Raw genomic sequence first — 17,125 nt, forward strand, 5'->3', positions numbered from 1 at the left:
CACCTAATTTCTATTTAAACTTAAATAGTGGACTAACTGGTTTTCTTTCATGAATACGAACCATGGCATCACCAATTAATTCGCTTGCAGTAATGTATTGTACGTTTTTAGGTTTTTTACTTTCTGTTACAACAGAATCTGTAACCAAGATTTCTTTGATATTAGCTGCATCAAGCAATTCTGCAGCGCCGTCAACGAAAAGTCCATGACTTGAAACTGCATAGATTTCAGTCGCTCCATCGCGTTCTAGGATTTTAGCAGCTTCAGAGAAAGTACGACCTGTATTTAGAATATCATCAATCAAGATTGCTTTCTTACCTTCAACCTCACCGATAATATATCCCTGGCTACGTTCAGAATCATCTTGAGCATAGTCGATGATAGCAATCGGTGCATCAAGGTACTCAGCAAGGCTACGAGCACGTTTTACACCTGAATTTTTAGGGCTAACAACAACCACATCTGAACCTGTCAAACCTTTATCACAATAATGTTTTGCAAAAAGAGGAATTGTGTAGAGGTTGTCAACAGGAATATCAAAGAAACCTTGAACCTGAACAGCGTGAAGATCAAGTGTCAATACACGACTAACTCCAGCTTTAACCAACATATTTGCAACAAGTTTAGCCGTAAGAGGTTCGCGAGAAGAAGCGATACGGTCTTGACGAGCGTAACCAAAATAAGGCATGACAACATTGATTGTATTTGCACTAGCACGAACACAGGCATCAACAGTGATTAAAAGTTCCATCAAATGATTGCTAACAGGATAAGAAGTAGACTGGATGATATAAACATCATAGCCACGAACACTTTCTTCGATGTTAACTTGGATTTCACCATCTGAGAATTGACGTGATGATAATTTTCCAAGTGGAACACCTGCAGCATCTGCGATTTTTTGAGCAATTTCATGGTTTGATGAAAGTGAAAAAAGCTTCATATTCTTTGTATCTGACATTGATAAACCGTCCTCTATAAACTAAGTGAATCAGGAAAAGAAAACAATTTTAAAACAAGTGTTTTCTGTTACAGATTCTAATATTTTTTATCTCTTTTATTTTATCAAAAAAAGTTGATTATTTCAGGATTTTTTCATATTTTCTATAAATCGTACTAATTTTGAAGGTGCTTTCTTGTATTCGATATCATTTGCTTGTAAAAACTCCTGAAAATCAAGACTTCCCTGGTCTCCATTTTCGATTTCTAACTCTAGTTCATAATCAACAACATCGAAGTAACTGCTTTGATCAAGTGCCATGAGTCCGATAGACGTCTCTTTCTCATAACGAACAGTAGTTAAACAACCTAAGACAACCCAGCCACTTGGTGAAACACCTCGATTTGAAAGTTCTTCTAAAATTAATCCTTGAGGGAGTTTGCATTCTTCAAGACAAGCATTGGCTTCCTCAAGAGTAAGGGCTTGATTGTATTCCATATTTCCAACTGTTTGTGGGATTTTTATGGTCAATTCGGCGCTATTTTCAAATGTACGAATGCGCATGGCAATCTTATGTTGACGAAGATAAAAATCAGGTGTATCTAAGTAGTAATTTTTTTGTGTAATCGGTGTAATTTCTGAAAACTGACCTTGCAATCTCTGATATTCTTCTTTACTGAGAAGTGTTTTCATTTCAATTTCTAAATGTTTCATTTTTTCAACCTTTTCTTTATATTTGAAAGCGATTTATGGTATAATAAGCATTGTATTTATTGTATATGATTTTCATGAGAAAATCAAAAACTAGATAAATTAAACTGCATAGAGAATTGGACGTAAGAGTTATATGATTACAGAATGGGAAGAATTTTTAGATCCTTACATTCAAGCTGTCGGAGAATTAAAAATAAAACTCCGAGGAATCCGAAAACAATATAGAAAACAAAACCGACATTCTCCAATCGAGTTTGTCACGGGTCGGGTTAAACCGATTGAAAGTATCAAAGAAAAAATGGCACGTCGAGGTATTGGCTATGACACGCTTGAACAGGATTTGCAAGATATTGCAGGTTTACGTGTCATGGTTCAATTCGTAGACGACGTAAACGAGGTTGTTTCTATCCTTCGTAAAAGACAGGACATGAGAGTTGTTCAAGAACGTGATTACATTACTCATCGAAAGGCCTCAGGTTATCGTTCTTACCATGTGATTATTGAGTATACGGTTGATACGATTTACGGTGCGAAAACTATTCTAGTTGAGATTCAAATTCGTACCTTGGCTATGAACTTTTGGGCTACAATCGAGCATTCTCTCAATTATAAATATCAAGGAGATTTCCCAGAAGAAATCAAAGAACGACTTGAGATTACAGCCAGAATTTCACATCAGCTAGACGAAGAAATGAGTAAAATACGCGCTGATATCCAGGAAGCACAAGCGCTCTTTGATCCTTTGCACAGAAAGTTAAATGACGGGGTAGGAAACAGTGACGATACCGATGAAGAATACAGGTAAACGAATTGACCTAATTGCCAACCGTAAGCCTCAGAGTCAGAAAGTTCTATTCGAGTTAAAAGAACGATTAAAAAAGAATAATTTTATTCTGAACGATAAAAATCCAGATATCGTCGTCTCTATTGGTGGTGATGGCATGTTGTTATCTGCTTTTCATAAGTATGAAAACCAACTGGATAAGGTTCGTTTTGTTGGGGTTCATACGGGACATTTAGGTTTTTATACGGATTATCGTGATTTTGAGTTGGACCAATTGGTTACAAATTTACAGTTGGATAATGGAGCTCAAGTTTCTTATCCACTCCTAAGTGTTAAAATCTTTCTTGAAAACGGTGAAGTTAAGTCTTTCCGAGCACTAAACGAAGCTAGCATTCGTCGAGCGGATCGAACTATGGTTGCTGATGTCATTATTAACCATGTTCCCTTTGAACGTTTCCGTGGTGACGGCCTAACAGTTTCAACGCCGACTGGAAGTACAGCTTATAATAAATCACTTGGTGGAGCAGTACTACATCCTACCATAGAAGCCCTTCAATTAGCTGAAATCGCCAGTTTGAACAACCGAATCTACCGAACACTTGGTTCATCAATTATTGTTCCTAAAAAAGACAAGATTGAATTGATACCAACTCGAAATGACTATCACACAATCTCAATCGATAATAGTATCTATTCTTTCCGAAATATTGAGAAAATAGAGTATCAGATTGATCACCACAAGATTCATTTTGTAGCCACACCAAGCCACACCAGTTTTTGGAATCGTGTTAAAGATGCCTTTATTGGCGAGGTGGACGAATGAGGTTTCAGTTTATTGCCGACGAACATGTCAAGGTCAAAACCTTTCTGAAAAAACATGAAGTTTCAAAAGGGTTACTTGCCAAGATTAAGTTTCGAGGTGGTGATATTCGAGTCAACGGGCATCCGCAGAATGCAACCTATCTCTTAGATATCGGAGATGAGGTCGTCATTGATATTCCGCCAGAGGAAGGATTCGAGACACTTGAAGCAATTGATTATCCTCTAGATATTCTATTCGAAGATGATCATTTCTTGATTATTAACAAACCCTCTGGAGTCGCTTCAATCCCTAGTGTCAATCATTCCAATACCATTGCCAACTTTATTAAGGGCTACTATGTAAAACAAAACTATGAGAATCAGCAGGTTCATATTGTGACTCGGCTTGATAGAGATACCTCTGGATTGATGCTTTTTGCTAAACACGGCTATGCGCATGCTAGGTTAGACAAGCAATTGCAAAGAAAGGCTATTGAAAAGCGTTATTACGCCCTAGTCAAGGGAGATGGACATCTGGAACCAAAGGGAGAAATCATCGCTCCAATAGCTCGAGATGAAGATTCTATCATCACTCGACGAGTAGCAAAGGGTGGGAAATATGCCCATACGTCCTATCAAATCGTGGCATCTTATGGGAATATTCACTTAGTTGATATTCGTCTCCATACTGGGAGAACTCACCAGATTCGGGTTCATTTTTCTCATATTGGATTTCCATTGCTCGGAGATGACCTTTATGGTGGAAGTTTAGACCACGGCATAGAGCGTCAAGCGCTTCATTGTCATTACTTATCGTTCTATCATCCATTCTTAGAAGAACAGTTAGTGCTAGAATGCCCACTGCCGGATGATTTCGACACACTTATTACACAGTTATCAAATAATAATTTATCTTAAAAGGAGTCAAAACTCATGGAAGTTTTTGAAAGTTTGAAAGCCAACCTAGTTGGTAAAAATGCTCGCATCGTTCTACCTGAAGGTGAAGAACCACGTATCCTACAAGCAACGAAGCGTTTGGTTAAAGAAACAGAAGTTATCCCAGTTCTCCTAGGAAACCCTGACAAGATTAAAATCTATCTCGAAATCGAAGGAATTACAGAAGGTTACGAAGTCATCGATCCAGAACATTACCCACAATTTGAAGATATGGTCGCTTCACTCGTTGAACGTCGTAAAGGAAAAATGACTGAAGAAGAAGCGAGAGAAGTGCTCAGCAACGATGTAAACTACTTTGGTGTTATGTTAGTTTATATGGGCTTGGTTGATGGTATGGTTTCAGGTGCTATTCACTCTACAGCTTCAACAGTTCGTCCAGCTCTTCAAATTATCAAGACTCGTCCAAATGTTAGCCGTACATCAGGTGCCTTCCTTATGGTTCGTGGAACAGAACGATACCTTTTCGGTGACTGTGCTATCAACATCAACCCAGATGCTGATGCTCTAGCTGAAATCGCGATTAACTCAGCTATCACAGCTAAGATGTTCGGCATCGAACCTAAGATTGCTATGCTTAGCTATTCAACTAAGGGGTCAGGTTTTGGTGAAAGTGTTGATAAGGTTGTTGAAGCAACAAAAATCGCTCATGAGCTTCGTCCAGATCTTGAAATTGATGGCGAATTGCAATTTGACGCTGCCTTTGTTCCAGAAACTGCCGCTCTTAAAGCTCCAGGAAGTAATGTAGCGGGACAAGCTAATGTCTTTATCTTCCCAGGTATCGAAGCTGGTAACATTGGTTACAAGATGGCAGAACGTCTTGGTGGATTTGCTGCAGTTGGACCGGTTTTGCAAGGACTTAACAAACCTGTAAACGACCTTTCTCGCGGATGTAACTCTGATGATGTTTACAAATTAACTCTTATCACTGCAGCACAGGCTGTTCATCAATAAGAATCCATTCCCTCTTTTCCGCTTGGTTAAGGGGGATTTCCCATTATTAGAGATATCATTCATCTGCAAAAATAGCCAAAATATGGTAAAATAGTCAGTAATCATCTATGTTTAATAGAACAAGTTTGTATGAAGAAAAGGAAATAAAATGGCAACTATTCAATGGTTTCCTGGACATATGTCTAAGGCGCGCCGTCAGGTCCAGGAAAATTTAAAATTTGTTGACTTTGTAACAGTTTTAGTAGATGCACGTTTGCCCTTGTCTAGTCAAAATCCGATGCTGACTAAAATCATCGGAGACAAACCTAGATTATTGATTTTAAACAAGGCAGACCTTGCAGACCCAGCATTGACAAAAGAATGGCGTCAGTACTTCGAATCCCAAGGAATTCAAACACTGGCAATCAATTCTAAAGAGCAAATTACAGTTAAAGTCGTAACAGACGCTGCTAAGAAACTCATGGCAGATAAAATCGCTCGTCAAAAAGAACGTGGGATTCAAATCGAGACCTTGCGTACCATGATCATTGGGATTCCAAACGCTGGTAAATCAACGCTGATGAACCGTTTGGCTGGTAAGAAAATTGCTGTAGTTGGTAACAAACCAGGTGTGACAAAGGGCCAACAATGGCTCAAAACAAATAAAGATTTGGAAATCTTGGACACTCCAGGGATTCTCTGGCCAAAATTTGAAGATGAAACCGTTGCTTTAAAGTTGGCTTTAACTGGAGCTATCAAGGACCAGTTGCTCCCAATGGATGAAGTGACAATTTTCGGTCTTAATTATTTTAAAACACATTATCCTGATAAGCTTCAAGAACGTTTTAAACAAATGAATCTGGACGATGAAGCTCCTGAAATCATCATGGACATGACTCGTATCCTTGGTTTCCGTGATGATTATGATCGCTTTTACAACCTTTTCGTCAAGGAAGTTCGTGATGGAAAACTAGGTAACTATACCTTAGATACATTGGAAGACCTCAATGGCAACGATTAAAGAAATAAAAGAAGCATTAGCAAATATAACCGATCTTGATAGTCCTCTGTTTAAGGAGTTTGAAAAAGATTCTCGTTCAGGTGTACAAAAGGAAATTGAAAAGCGTAAGAAAGCCATTCAAGCTGAAATTGATGAAAATTTGCGCTTAGAAGCTATGCTTCGATATGAAAAAGTGCTTTACGTTCAAGGGATTAACCTAATTGCAGGTGTAGATGAGGTTGGACGTGGTCCGCTTGCTGGTCCAGTGGTGGCTGCTGCAGTTATTTTACCTCAAAATTGTAAAATTAAAGGTTTAAATGACAGCAAAAAAATTCCTAAGAAAAAACATGAAGAGATCTTTCAGGCTGTCAAAGAGAATGCCCTAGCAATCGGTATTGGCATTATGGACAATCATGTCATTGACCAAGTCAATATCTATGAAGCAACGAAACTAGCCATGAAAGAAGCTATCTCTCAACTTGAACCTCAACCAGAACACCTTTTGATTGATGCTATGAAATTGGATTTACCAATCACTCAGACATCCATCATCAAAGGAGATGCTAATTCTCTATCCATTGCAGCAGCATCAATTATAGCTAAAGTTACGAGAGATAAGATCATGGCCAACTATGACCAGAAATTTCCAGGTTATGATTTTTCACAAAACGCTGGTTATGGAACGGCTAAACATTTAGAAGGTTTAGAAAAGTGCGGTGTTACACCCATTCATCGCACAAGTTTTGAACCGATTAAAACGAACATTTCAGAAACTAGTAAAAGATAATTAAAGGAGAGAATTATGGAGGAACAGTCGGAAATACTTAGTTCCAAGAAAGAATTTGCCTTCGCGTCCAGTACGATCTTAGCTCAAGTAGGGCGAGGTATTATTGTTGGATTAGTCGTAGGACTTATTGTTGGGTCATTTCGTTTTTTGATTGAAAAAGGCTTTCATGTCGTTCAAGGACTATATCTAGACCAAAAAAATCTACTTCGAAATCTATTGATCATTTTATTGTTTTATATTCTAATTTGCTTGCTTAGTGCCAAATTAACACGCTCAGAAAAAGATATTAAAGGTTCTGGTATTCCTCAAGTTGAAGCGGAGTTAAAAGGTCTCATGTCTCTCAATTGGTGGAGTGTCCTCTGGAAGAAATACATTCTAGGTATCTTGGCCATTGCGAGCGGACTCATGCTCGGTCGTGAAGGTCCCAGTATTCAGCTAGGTGCCGTAGGAGGAAAAGGAATTGCCAAATGGCTCAAGTCTAGCCCTGTTGAGGAGCGTTCTTTGATTGCTAGCGGAGCTGCTGCTGGACTTGCTGCTGCCTTTAATGCACCGATTGCGGGGTTATTATTTGTAGTAGAAGAAGTCTATCACCATTTTTCACGATTCTTTTGGGTTTCTACCTTGGCAGCCAGTCTAGTAGCAAACTTTGTTTCCCTTCTCATCTTTGGCTTAACACCTGTTTTGGATATGCCGGATGATATCCCTCTTATGAGTCTTAGTCAATATTGGATTTATCTGGTAATGGGAATTTTTCTTGGACTCTCAGGTTTTCTTTATGAGAAAGCGGTTCTTAATGTCGGAAAAGTTTATGAATGGATTGGCCAAAGGCTTCACATTGATAAAGCTTATCATCCGATTTTTGCTTTTATTCTTATTATTCCAGTAGGAATTTTTCTACCTCAGATACTTGGTGGCGGAAATCAAGTTGTATTATCCTTAACAGAACAAAATTTTAGTTTCCAAATTCTCTTACTTTACTTTATCATTCGCTTTATCTGGAGTATGATCAGTTACGGAAGTGGACTGCCAGGAGGTATTTTCTTACCGATTTTAGCATTAGGTTCTTTACTTGGGGCTCTAGTAGGCGTTATTTGTGTCAATCTTGGACTTGTTAGCCAACAGCAATTTCCTATCTTTGTAATTCTTGGAATGAGCGGTTATTTTGGGGCTATCTCAAAAGCACCTTTGACAGCTATGATTCTTGTGACGGAAATGGTTGGTGACATCCGAAATCTCATGCCTTTAGGAATGGTAACCCTAGTAGCTTACATCGTCATGGATCTGCTCAAAGGGGCACCTGTCTATGAAGCAATGCTGGAGAAAATGTTACCTGAGTCAGCAACTGATGATGGTGAAGTTACTCTAATTGAAATCCCCGTTTCAGATAAAATTGCTGGTAAGCAGGTACACGAACTCAATTTACCACACAACGTGCTTATCACAACCCAAGTACATAACGGTAAAAGTAAGACTGTTAATGGATCAACAAGAATGTATCTAGGTGATATGATTCATCTCGTGATTCCAAAAAGTGAAATTGGAAAAGTAAAAGATTTGCTTTTATAGCAGTATTAATTTACATAATTTTTATTACGAAAAGTTATAACATATTTTGAAAGGTTTCTCTATGAAAAAAAATAAGGCAATTTTGGTATATTTGCTAGGAACATTTATCCAATTAGTATCAGTTTGTCTAGTTTTCTTTCTATTGAATCGTTATTCTGTTCAGTCTAATTTATTAACTATTTCAGGAATCATTCTAGGTGGAATTTCTTCAGCTCTTTGGGGAATAATTGTTGCTAATCGATATTTTCATATTCATTTTAAGAAGATTTTAAAAGATTTTTTTAACATTCATACTAGTTATAAACACTATTTATTATCTTTCTTCCTAATTATATTTGATTTTTCTTTCATATTGTTTGGTGGGAAAATGTTAGAATTTAACTGGTATCTCCCTTTTTTGATGTTCTTCAAATTTATTTTATTTGGAGGAATAGAAGAGATTGGATGGCGATATGTATTTCAACCAATTTTACAAGAACATTTGCCGTATTTCCTCTCAACAATCTTAACCTTTTTTAGTTGGGCTATTTGGCATCTGTTGTACTTTTACATAGATGGTTCTCTGGCAATATTACAATTGACGCCGTTTTTAATTGGATTACTGACAAATTCTTTCATACTATCAGCACTATATATTAAAACAAACAATCTCTGGATTTGTGTAATGACTCATTCAATTATTAATGTCTTGTCTCAACTAACCATAGATACTAATCAATACGAAACTTACTTAATCAAAATCTTCGTCATCTTAGTATCATGCTATATGGTAATGAATAGAAAAGAAGAGTATAGTCGTAACTGATTGTATTGGTAAACTATTCATTTTTATAAAATGAAATATAAAACTCCAAAACCAAATCAAATTTGATTTGGTTTTTATGATAGATAATAAGAATCAAATTTTACCTGAATTACATTTATTAGAATTGAAGATTGACGGAGAAGCAGTTAGCAAACAGTATAAAAAATTTTAATCATAATAAATTAATTAAAAGAAAAACTAAAAAATTTTGGTTACAAACTATACACTAGCAAAACTAAAAGTTTATGTACAATTGACTTAACGTGAGCTAAACTATTGATACAACTGAATTAGAAGCATAAAGTACATTCTTTAAGGAGTGTACTTTATTTTTATTTTGTACATTATTTTGAAGTGTTATTTTGTATATTTTCTAGTTCATAACATCATCTGATTTAAGGAATTGATTTGTACATTTTTACTCTAATAGGTGCAGAAGAAGTAGTGGTTCAATTGTACATTTTTGGCTACTCATTTAAGGACTTATTGATAGTAAGATATAGATTTTTACTCGTGGTGCTAGTTAATCTCAAAGTATCTCAGATTATAAGTCAGTACAATTTGCTCCATTCTCAACTGCAATCCTGTAAAGCCTCTAGCTAGTGTTTGTTCGACATCAAAAAAAGCACAAAGTTCTGAAAATCGAGTTTCAATAATCCGTCTCATAGCCATTAGTTTCCAATGATTATGTTGTTTAGCTCTTGCCATATTTTGACGTAAAGGCGTCCAAAGATGGTAACCTTTCTGTTTCAACTGTTCTCTGAGTTCATAGCTAAGATAAGCTAAATCAGCTAAAACATAGGGTTGAGAACAATTTTCTAGTAAGTCATCAACTGCCTTGACCGTCGATTAAACCGACTTCTTTCAAGGAGACACCCACAAGGATTCTTGTTTAGAAGCACCGAATCAATCAAGAAGGAGCATCCTGAGGTTCCAGCATTTGAAGAATATGACGAGCTACTTGAAGCAATCAAAAAATCCCTATAAAAAGGGATTCTTTTATACCTATAATACCTTGTGCAAAATAGTCGTATATATCAAAATCAGAGTCACGTTACCTACTATTAGACCAAAAGTAGCAAGCAAGGTCTTTGATGTACCCGGCTTAAAATCTGCACTAATCAAATATGGCCAAAAGCATACCATTGGGAAAATGGCTATTAACACGCATACATAGGTAGGAAAGCTTGTCCAAAGAAAACGTGTCGTCTCTAACCAGTGCCCCCATGAAGGTATCATTATTTTGCTTATAGTGAAAAGTATGCATATAAGGTGGACCATCAGAAGATAAATAGCATACTTTGTCTTACTTAGTACTTTTTTCTTTTTCATTTTGCCTAATTATCCCTGCAAATTCTTCTATCGCTCTGCTGCAATATTAGAACTAAAATTAAAATTAACTATATCATTATTCGAATCAAGGTCTAAATTCATAAAATAATGATTCCAAAAGAATTCATTGTTACCTGCTCCCCACTGCACGCCATAATGACCCAAATATTCATCTCTTAGCTCGCTTGGAGTCAGCCATATTTTTTTCCCAAATACTTTCGTGAACTTATTTTCATCAAGCTTCTTTAGCAAATCTATACCATCTATATTATATGAAATACCATATTTTTTAGCAGCAGCTGTGCATTCAGAATCGAAGCAAACCTGCGTAACCACACAGTCCTTCAGCTCCGTACTCTTCCTCTTATCTCCGTAAACACCTATACATCCGAGAACTACATTCTTCTTTACAAGAAGATAGGTAGATCGCGTAACTGCTGAGTCATATGACTTAAAGCCGTTTGGTACGCTAACCCCCGATCCTTGGTATTTAGAATAGCTTCCCGTTGTCAAAAGATCATTATAATTAGGATAATCATGTCTACCATTTGACACATAGATTTCAAACCCCTGGTCTATCAAATCCGAAATCTTAGTCTCTGTAAGATGAATTTCAGTTCCGTCAATTTTAAGTGGAGCTGCGTTATCAGGTAAACCTATCAGTATGTATGCGAACATCAAAAATACAAATACCATAAGCACTGCAACAATACCTATCCAAGATTTCCCGGTTCTCCTTCGTGCATTGAAAAGCGACAGTATAGAAGGCGTGATTATAGCAGCACCAATTGGCGCCGCCCCCCCATGAGGGAACATGCTCATGACCTTAAAGGCAATTACAGCGCTAATTAGTATTAAAATTATGTGCACTGCATACTCTCCTACGCTTAGCTTACTCGTCCTAGTCTGATTATTTGCTGGGGCATCGTACACTGGAACACCGTTCTCAAAAGTGTTCTTCATTCTAAAACGTAGCCAAATCAATATTCCAATAAACACAAATGCCAAGAACACTAGCATTCCGATAAAAATTAATTTTTCCATCTGTAACCTTTTCTCTGACCTAATTATCGTCCATCAAAATTCATATTTAGTCTACCATATTTTGAAATTGTTTTACAATATTTACACACTTGTGCACGAATCAAAAAGTTTTAAAAGGATTTAACGACTTAGCAATAACTCAACAAAGTCTAATGAAAAAGTGGGATTATGAAAATAACCTCCTAATAACAAGTCCAACTGAAATCACAGAGTTGAGTAATATGTCTGTATGGTGGATATGTCAGGAAAACTCAGATCATCGTTATAAAATTCAAGTTAAAGAAAGAATGGCGTACAGAAAACGAAATAAAAAGGCATGTTCGATTTGCAAAGGTTACATAAGAAAGCAAGAACATTTTATACAGTTTAAAAAAGATATAAAAAAATAAGAACACTTTATTTAAGTAATATAAAGTATTTTTATATTGTCAAAATGTACATTTGAAAAATTTTCAGTTTTCACTTAGATAAAGTACATAATTGAGTATAATTGGCTTAAAAAATTTTTTTGGTTATCCTTTTAAAGATTTAGATATTGCATATATCACCTATAACATCTTTCCGAAAAACTATAATTTTCTTGAAAAAAATATATAGCTATGCTATACTACTAGTATAGAAAGATTTGGAGAAAAACATGAAACGCGAGATCTTATTAGAACGTATTGATAAACTCAAACAAGTCATGCCCTGGTACGTTCTGGAATACTATCAATCAAAACTAGCTGTTCCATACAGTTTTACGACCTTGTATGAATACTTAAAGGAATACGATCGATTTTTCACCTGGGTTTTGGAATCTGGTATATCGGATGCTGATACTATGGCAAATATTCCTTTGGATGTTCTTGAGAACATGACCAAGAAAGACATGGAATCTTTTATTCTTTACTTACGTGAACGTCCTTTACTCAATGCTAATACGACAAAGAATGGTGTCTCCCAAACAACTATTAACCGAACTTTATCAGCATTGTCTAGCCTTTATAAGTATTTGACTGAGGAAGTTGAAAATGAGCAAGGAGAACCTTATTTCTACCGCAACGTCATGAAGAAGGTTGCTACCAAGAAAAAGAAAGAAACCTTGGCTGCGCGAGCTGAAAATATCAAACAAAAGCTCTTTTTAGGTGATGAAACAGAGGGATTTTTGAATTATATAGATGAGGAATACCCTAAAACTCTCTCAAATCGAGCCTTATCGTCCTTTAACAAGAACAAAGAACGTGATTTAGCGATTATAGCCCTTCTTCTCGCCTCTGGTGTCCGTCTCTCCGAAGCCGTTAACCTTGACCTTCGAGATCTCAATCTAAAGATGATGGTGATTGACGTCACTCGAAAGGGGGGAAAACGAGACTCAGTCAATGTTGCTGCCTTTGCTAAGCCTTATTTAGAACAATATCTTGCTATAAGAGACAAACGTTATAAGACAGAAAAGACTGATACAGCTCTCTTTCTGACCTTGTATCGAGGTGTTCCAAACCGTATCGATGCTTCTAGTGTTGAAAAGATGGTGGCTAAGTATTCGGAAGACTTTAAAGTTCGCGTAACCCCCCACAAACTACGCCATACGCTTGCAACACGTCTATATGATGCAACCAAATCACAGGTTCTGGTCAGTCACCAGCTGGGACATGCAAGCACACAAGTTACCGACTTGTATACCCATATCGTTAATGATGAGCAAAAGAATGCCCTGGATAGTTTGTAAGATACATAACATAAATTATGTAGTGTTTTAGAGTTAGAAAAAGAGCGTAGGATTTTTTATCGAATCTTACGCTCTTTTATTATTCTATAAAAATTCGATCCAATAATTACGGTGTGGCTCAATAATGACTGGTTTTCCCCAAAATGACTTTAGATAAGCCAGATTTGCAGGGGTAACGGGTCTTTTTTCTTCGTTGTACTTCTCAGCACTTTCTTTCGTTAAAAAACATTTAACAGCTTCATATGGCGTACCATCACTAGCTGTACGATCAATGCCCATATAAGCAATTTCATCACCTTTTTGAGGAATGTCAGTAAGCAGTTTTCCAATAAAGTAGACCGTTTTATCTTTCATTAATTCATAAGCTTTACTATTTTCAAGGCGTTTATTAGCTGCAGCATACATAATACAAAAACTATCAACAATATCTTTCATTGACATTAACGCATCTTTGCTAACGATTATTTCCTCAGGAGCAAGACCACCAATAATTAGGGCTTTAAAATGTGCTTGCTGAATAACATTGTCTAAAGCCATTCCCAGTGGGATTTGGACAGCTTGCAAACCTAATGGTTCTAACTCTTGTCTTTTCTTATCGAAGTGTTCTTGTGTGATACTAATATGCAAATCGTAAGGATTTGTAGATTCTTGATTTTTAAAAAAAGCTACCACAGTACGATCTAACTGTTCAAATAGTCCGAGATTTTCAATTGGAATCTTTATCATTGATGTTAGGCCTCTTTTATTTTAAATTTCCACTACATTATACTCTCATAATGATTGATTATCAAGTTTTAAAAAAAGAAATCCATAGCATATGGATCTCTTTTGATTTTATTCTACAACTGCCTCAGCAATTTCTTCTGCAGTGATTCCTGCGAAGTATCGACCTAGGTTAATGGTTTGAAGGGCTTTGAGGACATCTTCACGTTCGTATTTGACACCACGAAGAACATTTTCTACTGCTGCAACATCTTCGATACCGAAAAAGTCACCGTAAATCTTGATATCTTGAATTTTTGATTCAATGACGTTTGCGAAGATTTCAACCTTACCACTTGGGAATTTAGTTCCACGACGGACATTGTATTCAGGTGATTTACCGTAGTTCCAGTCCCAAGTTCCAAACTTGGTATCTTTAATACGATTGATTTCAGCCAATTCTTCCTCAGAAAAAACGTACTCTGTCATTTCAGGGTATTCTTTTTTCATGTATTCCAAAAGCAAGTCACGGAACTCTTCAACGGCGATTTTTTCTGGCAATTCATCTACGATATTGGTTACACGTGCGCGAACGGATTTAACACCTTTTGATTCGAACTTATCTTTAGAAACTTTGAGTGCGTTAGCAAGGACTGACAAATCAACGTCGAAGAGAAGGCAACCATGGTGCATGATACGGCCATTGATATAGGCTTGTGCATTTCCACAGAATTTCTTACCGTCGATTTCTAAGTCGTTACGGCCTGTAAATTCAGCTTTAACACCAAGTTCAGCCAAAGTATTGATAACTGGAGTAGAGAAGCTCTTGAAGTCAAAGGCCTTGTTTTCATCTTCTTTTGAAATGATGGTATAGTTAAGGTTGTTCAAATCATGGTAAACAGCTCCACCACCACTGATTCGACGGACTACTTCAATTCCATTTTCACGAACATAGTCACGGTTAATTTCTTCAATCGTATTTTGGTGACGACCTACAATGATAGATGGTTTGTTGATCCAAAGAAGGAAGATTTGATCCTCGTCCAAAAGGTGTTTAAAAGCATATTCCTCTAAAGCAATATTAAAGGCAGTGTCATTTGAATGATTGATAATGTATTTCATAGTATTTCCAAAAATCTAGTTTTTAAATTCTGTTCATAGCAATCCAATTTTCTAAAGTGGTAAAAAGAAATGTAACGAGATATCGTTACATTTCTCAGAAAAATTGAGACAAGAGGCTCAATTTTTAGGCATGGAACTCTAATAGAGGTCGCTGCCGTCCGTACTACTTTAAGAAAATTTTATTGAGAGACTTGTTTATTTTTTCTTAGGTGAATGGATAGCCATTCCAAGAACATCCGCAAATGCTTCGTACATAACTTCAGAATATGTTGGGTGTCCGTGGATTGTCTTCAGCATTTCTTCTACAGTGATTTCCATTTCGATGATACTTGACGCTTCGTTGATCAACTCTGCAGCTGCAGGGCCAATGATGTGAACACCAAGGATTTCACCATATTTCTTGTCTGCAATAACTTTAACAAATCCTTGAGCCGCATCTGATGCAATGGCACGTCCGTTTGCAGCAAAATTGAATTTACCGATTTGGACATCATATTTCTCACGAGCTTGTTCTTCTGTCAAACCAACTGCTGCTACTTCTGGAAGTGTATAGATAGCTGCAGGAGTTAGGTTCAACTTAGCAACAACGTGATTTCCTTTTAGGGCATTTTCAGCAGCTACTTCACCCATACGGAAGGCTGCGTGAGCCAACATCTTGGTACCATTGATGTCACCTGGTGCATAAATACCTGGAACAGAAGTTTCCATGTATTCATTAACCTTGATACGACCACGGTCTAACTCAAACTCAACATCTCCGATACCTTCAAGGTCTGGAACACGACCGATTGAAAGAAGGGCTTTATTCGCGATGATATCATCTTTTCCTTCAACTTTGATACGGAGTTTGCCATCTTCTTCAATAATTTCTTGGAGTTTAGTACCTGTCAAGATAGTCATACCTTTACGTTCTAGGATTAGACGTAGGTTCTTAGATACTTCAGCATCCATAGCTGGTACAATGCGGTCCATCATTTCGATAACAGTAACTTTTGAACCAAATGTCATAAAGGCTTGACCAAGTTCGATACCAACGACACCACCACCAATAATCACAAGGCTTTCTGGAACTTCATTCATTTCAAGAATATCGTCACTAGTCATCACAAGTGGTGATTCCATACCTGGAACATTAATCTTGCTGACTTTAGAACCACCAGCAAGGATGATTTTCTTGGTTTCAAGCAATTCAGAACCATTTACCAAGACATTCTTATCTTTAGTAATAGTACCGATACCTTTATGAACATCAACTCCATAGCTACGAAGAAGTCCTGCAACACCACCAACAAGGGTATTGACAACTTTAGATTTTGTTTCTAAAAGTTTCTCCATATCAACTGTAAAATTAGGATTTTCAATTACGATACCACGATTAGCTGCATGACCGATATTTTCAATAATTTCGGCGTTGTGAAGGTAAGTCTTAGTTGGGATACATCCACGGTTCAAACAAGTTCCACCAAGTTCAGATTTCTCAACAAGAGCAACCTTACCACCTAATTGAGCTGCTTTAATGGCAGAAACATAACCAGCAGGTCCACCACCAATAACAACGATATCATAAGCATCATCACTCTTACCATCATCGTTTGAGGCACTTGCTGCAGGTGCTGGGCTAGCTTTTGGTGCAGTTGCTCCAGCTGTTGGGATATTTTCCCCTTCTTCACCAAGATAACCGATAACTTCAGTAACAGGAACAGTTTCGCCGTCACCTTTCAGGATAGCGATCAAATAACCATCTTCTTCTGCTTCCAATTCCATGCTGACTTTGTCAGTCATGATTTCCAAAAGGATTTCTCCTTCTTTTACAAATTCTCCGACTTTTTTATTCCATTGGACGATTTGTCCTTCTGTCATATCCACGCCGGCTTTTGGCATAATTACTTCTAAGGCCATATCTTACTTCCTTTATCTATATTTCTAAAACAAA

16 protein-coding genes and 1 pseudogene are annotated in these 17,125 nt (G+C 37.0%); 10 read left to right on the top strand and 7 right to left on the bottom strand.

Going from position 1 to position 17,125, the window contains the following annotated elements:
• Nucleotides 1-10: 10 nt before the first annotated feature.
• Both QM810_RS01765 and QM810_RS01770 read right to left on the bottom strand, forming a co-directional pair.
• Entirely contained in the window at nucleotides 11-961 is a 951-nt protein-coding gene (locus QM810_RS01765; protein WP_016465844.1) for a ribose-phosphate diphosphokinase, read from the bottom strand.
• A 123-nt stretch (nucleotides 962-1,084) separates the two neighbouring features.
• The gene (locus QM810_RS01770) at nucleotides 1,085-1,654 is read right to left on the bottom strand and encodes a CYTH domain-containing protein (protein WP_414253642.1); all 570 of its coding nucleotides are present in this window, start codon (nucleotides 1,652-1,654) and stop codon (nucleotides 1,085-1,087) included.
• A gap of 133 nt (nucleotides 1,655-1,787) precedes the next feature.
• On the opposite strand from QM810_RS01770, the gene QM810_RS01775 reads away from it, so the two are divergent.
• The 8 genes from QM810_RS01775 (at nucleotide 1,788) to QM810_RS01810 (ending at nucleotide 9,284) form a co-directional block, all read left to right on the top strand.
• Complete coding sequence (locus tag QM810_RS01775) at nucleotides 1,788-2,459, top strand: GTP pyrophosphokinase family protein (RefSeq protein ID WP_036754017.1); 672 nt, start codon at nucleotides 1,788-1,790, stop codon at nucleotides 2,457-2,459.
• Nucleotides 2,443-3,261 (top strand): NAD kinase, encoded by an 819-nt coding sequence (locus QM810_RS01780; RefSeq protein ID WP_004252947.1) that lies wholly within the window; start codon nucleotides 2,443-2,445, stop codon nucleotides 3,259-3,261. Before QM810_RS01775 ends, QM810_RS01780 begins: the two co-directional genes overlap by 17 nt.
• The gene (locus QM810_RS01785; RefSeq protein WP_414253643.1) at nucleotides 3,258-4,157 is read left to right on the top strand and encodes an RluA family pseudouridine synthase; all 900 of its coding nucleotides are present in this window, start codon (nucleotides 3,258-3,260) and stop codon (nucleotides 4,155-4,157) included. Before QM810_RS01780 ends, QM810_RS01785 begins: the two co-directional genes overlap by 4 nt.
• A gap of 15 nt (nucleotides 4,158-4,172) precedes the next feature.
• Complete coding sequence (gene pta / locus QM810_RS01790; protein ID WP_178895014.1) at nucleotides 4,173-5,147, top strand: phosphate acetyltransferase; 975 nt, start codon at nucleotides 4,173-4,175, stop codon at nucleotides 5,145-5,147.
• 148 nt (nucleotides 5,148-5,295) lie between these two features.
• Nucleotides 5,296-6,147, top strand: a complete 852-nt coding sequence (gene ylqF / locus QM810_RS01795) for a ribosome biogenesis GTPase YlqF (protein WP_414253644.1) — start codon at nucleotides 5,296-5,298, stop codon at nucleotides 6,145-6,147.
• On the top strand, nucleotides 6,134-6,913 hold the full coding sequence (locus tag QM810_RS01800) for a ribonuclease HII (protein WP_414253645.1): 780 nt from the start codon (nucleotides 6,134-6,136) through the stop codon (nucleotides 6,911-6,913). The genes ylqF and QM810_RS01800 overlap by 14 nt, the downstream gene beginning before the upstream one ends.
• Nucleotides 6,914-6,928: 15 nt before the next feature.
• A complete protein-coding gene (locus tag QM810_RS01805; RefSeq protein WP_414253646.1) occupies nucleotides 6,929-8,479 on the top strand; it encodes a chloride channel protein in 1,551 nt (516 codons plus the stop codon).
• A 61-nt stretch (nucleotides 8,480-8,540) separates the two neighbouring features.
• On the top strand, nucleotides 8,541-9,284 hold the full coding sequence (locus QM810_RS01810; RefSeq protein WP_414253647.1) for a CPBP family intramembrane glutamic endopeptidase: 744 nt from the start codon (nucleotides 8,541-8,543) through the stop codon (nucleotides 9,282-9,284).
• 519 nt (nucleotides 9,285-9,803) lie between these two features.
• Here QM810_RS01810 and QM810_RS01815 read toward each other — a convergent pair.
• A pseudogene (locus tag QM810_RS01815) lies at nucleotides 9,804-10,127 on the bottom strand (transposase); the annotation flags it as partial.
• 516 nt (nucleotides 10,128-10,643) lie between these two features.
• Entirely contained in the window at nucleotides 10,644-11,660 is a 1,017-nt protein-coding gene (locus tag QM810_RS01820; protein ID WP_414253648.1) for a hypothetical protein, read from the bottom strand.
• Nucleotides 11,661-11,812: 152 nt separating this feature from the next.
• On the opposite strand from QM810_RS01820, the gene QM810_RS01825 reads away from it, so the two are divergent.
• Nucleotides 11,813-12,049, top strand: coding sequence for a zinc-ribbon domain-containing protein (locus QM810_RS01825; protein WP_414253649.1), 237 nt, complete (start codon nucleotides 11,813-11,815; stop codon nucleotides 12,047-12,049).
• A 248-nt stretch (nucleotides 12,050-12,297) separates the two neighbouring features.
• Nucleotides 12,298-13,368 carry a tyrosine recombinase XerS gene (gene xerS, locus QM810_RS01830; RefSeq protein ID WP_049509685.1) on the top strand — a complete coding sequence of 357 codons (1,071 nt, stop codon included), beginning with the start codon at nucleotides 12,298-12,300 and terminating at the stop codon, nucleotides 13,366-13,368.
• A gap of 84 nt (nucleotides 13,369-13,452) precedes the next feature.
• Here the strand turns inward: xerS and QM810_RS01835 are convergent, their stop codons facing one another.
• The 3 genes from QM810_RS01835 to lpdA form a co-directional block, all read right to left on the bottom strand.
• Complete coding sequence (locus QM810_RS01835; protein WP_414253650.1) at nucleotides 13,453-14,094, bottom strand: hypothetical protein; 642 nt, start codon at nucleotides 14,092-14,094, stop codon at nucleotides 13,453-13,455.
• A gap of 108 nt (nucleotides 14,095-14,202) precedes the next feature.
• A complete protein-coding gene (locus tag QM810_RS01840) occupies nucleotides 14,203-15,192 on the bottom strand; it encodes a lipoate--protein ligase (protein ID WP_414253651.1) in 990 nt (329 codons plus the stop codon).
• A 195-nt stretch (nucleotides 15,193-15,387) separates the two neighbouring features.
• Nucleotides 15,388-17,091, bottom strand: a complete 1,704-nt coding sequence (gene lpdA, locus QM810_RS01845) for a dihydrolipoyl dehydrogenase (protein WP_414253652.1) — start codon at nucleotides 17,089-17,091, stop codon at nucleotides 15,388-15,390.
• Between the last annotated feature and the right edge of the window lie 34 nt (nucleotides 17,092-17,125).

The sequence above is a fragment of the Streptococcus infantis genome, assembly GCF_047464155.1.
Lineage (GTDB): Bacteria > Bacillota > Bacilli > Lactobacillales > Streptococcaceae > Streptococcus > Streptococcus infantis_U.

Coding starts and splice junctions, on each gene's coding strand:
- lpdA (WP_414253652.1), bottom strand. CDS start 17,091: ATGGCCTTAGAAGTAATTATGCCAAAAGCCGGCGTGGATATGACAGAA.
- QM810_RS01840 (WP_414253651.1), bottom strand. CDS start 15,192: ATGAAATACATTATCAATCATTCAAATGACACTGCCTTTAATATTGCT.
- QM810_RS01820 (WP_414253648.1), bottom strand. CDS start 11,660: ATGGAAAAATTAATTTTTATCGGAATGCTAGTGTTCTTGGCATTTGTG.
- QM810_RS01765 (WP_016465844.1), bottom strand. CDS start 961: ATGTCAGATACAAAGAATATGAAGCTTTTTTCACTTTCATCAAACCAT.
- QM810_RS01810 (WP_414253647.1), top strand. CDS start 8,541: ATGAAAAAAAATAAGGCAATTTTGGTATATTTGCTAGGAACATTTATC.
- QM810_RS01825 (WP_414253649.1), top strand. CDS start 11,813: ATGAAAAAGTGGGATTATGAAAATAACCTCCTAATAACAAGTCCAACT.
- QM810_RS01835 (WP_414253650.1), bottom strand. CDS start 14,094: ATGATAAAGATTCCAATTGAAAATCTCGGACTATTTGAACAGTTAGAT.
- ylqF (WP_414253644.1), top strand. CDS start 5,296: ATGGCAACTATTCAATGGTTTCCTGGACATATGTCTAAGGCGCGCCGT.
- QM810_RS01775 (WP_036754017.1), top strand. CDS start 1,788: ATGATTACAGAATGGGAAGAATTTTTAGATCCTTACATTCAAGCTGTC.
- QM810_RS01780 (WP_004252947.1), top strand. CDS start 2,443: ATGAAGAATACAGGTAAACGAATTGACCTAATTGCCAACCGTAAGCCT.
- QM810_RS01800 (WP_414253645.1), top strand. CDS start 6,134: ATGGCAACGATTAAAGAAATAAAAGAAGCATTAGCAAATATAACCGAT.
- QM810_RS01770 (WP_414253642.1), bottom strand. CDS start 1,654: ATGAAACATTTAGAAATTGAAATGAAAACACTTCTCAGTAAAGAAGAA.
- pta (WP_178895014.1), top strand. CDS start 4,173: ATGGAAGTTTTTGAAAGTTTGAAAGCCAACCTAGTTGGTAAAAATGCT.
- QM810_RS01785 (WP_414253643.1), top strand. CDS start 3,258: ATGAGGTTTCAGTTTATTGCCGACGAACATGTCAAGGTCAAAACCTTT.
- xerS (WP_049509685.1), top strand. CDS start 12,298: ATGAAACGCGAGATCTTATTAGAACGTATTGATAAACTCAAACAAGTC.
- QM810_RS01805 (WP_414253646.1), top strand. CDS start 6,929: ATGGAGGAACAGTCGGAAATACTTAGTTCCAAGAAAGAATTTGCCTTC.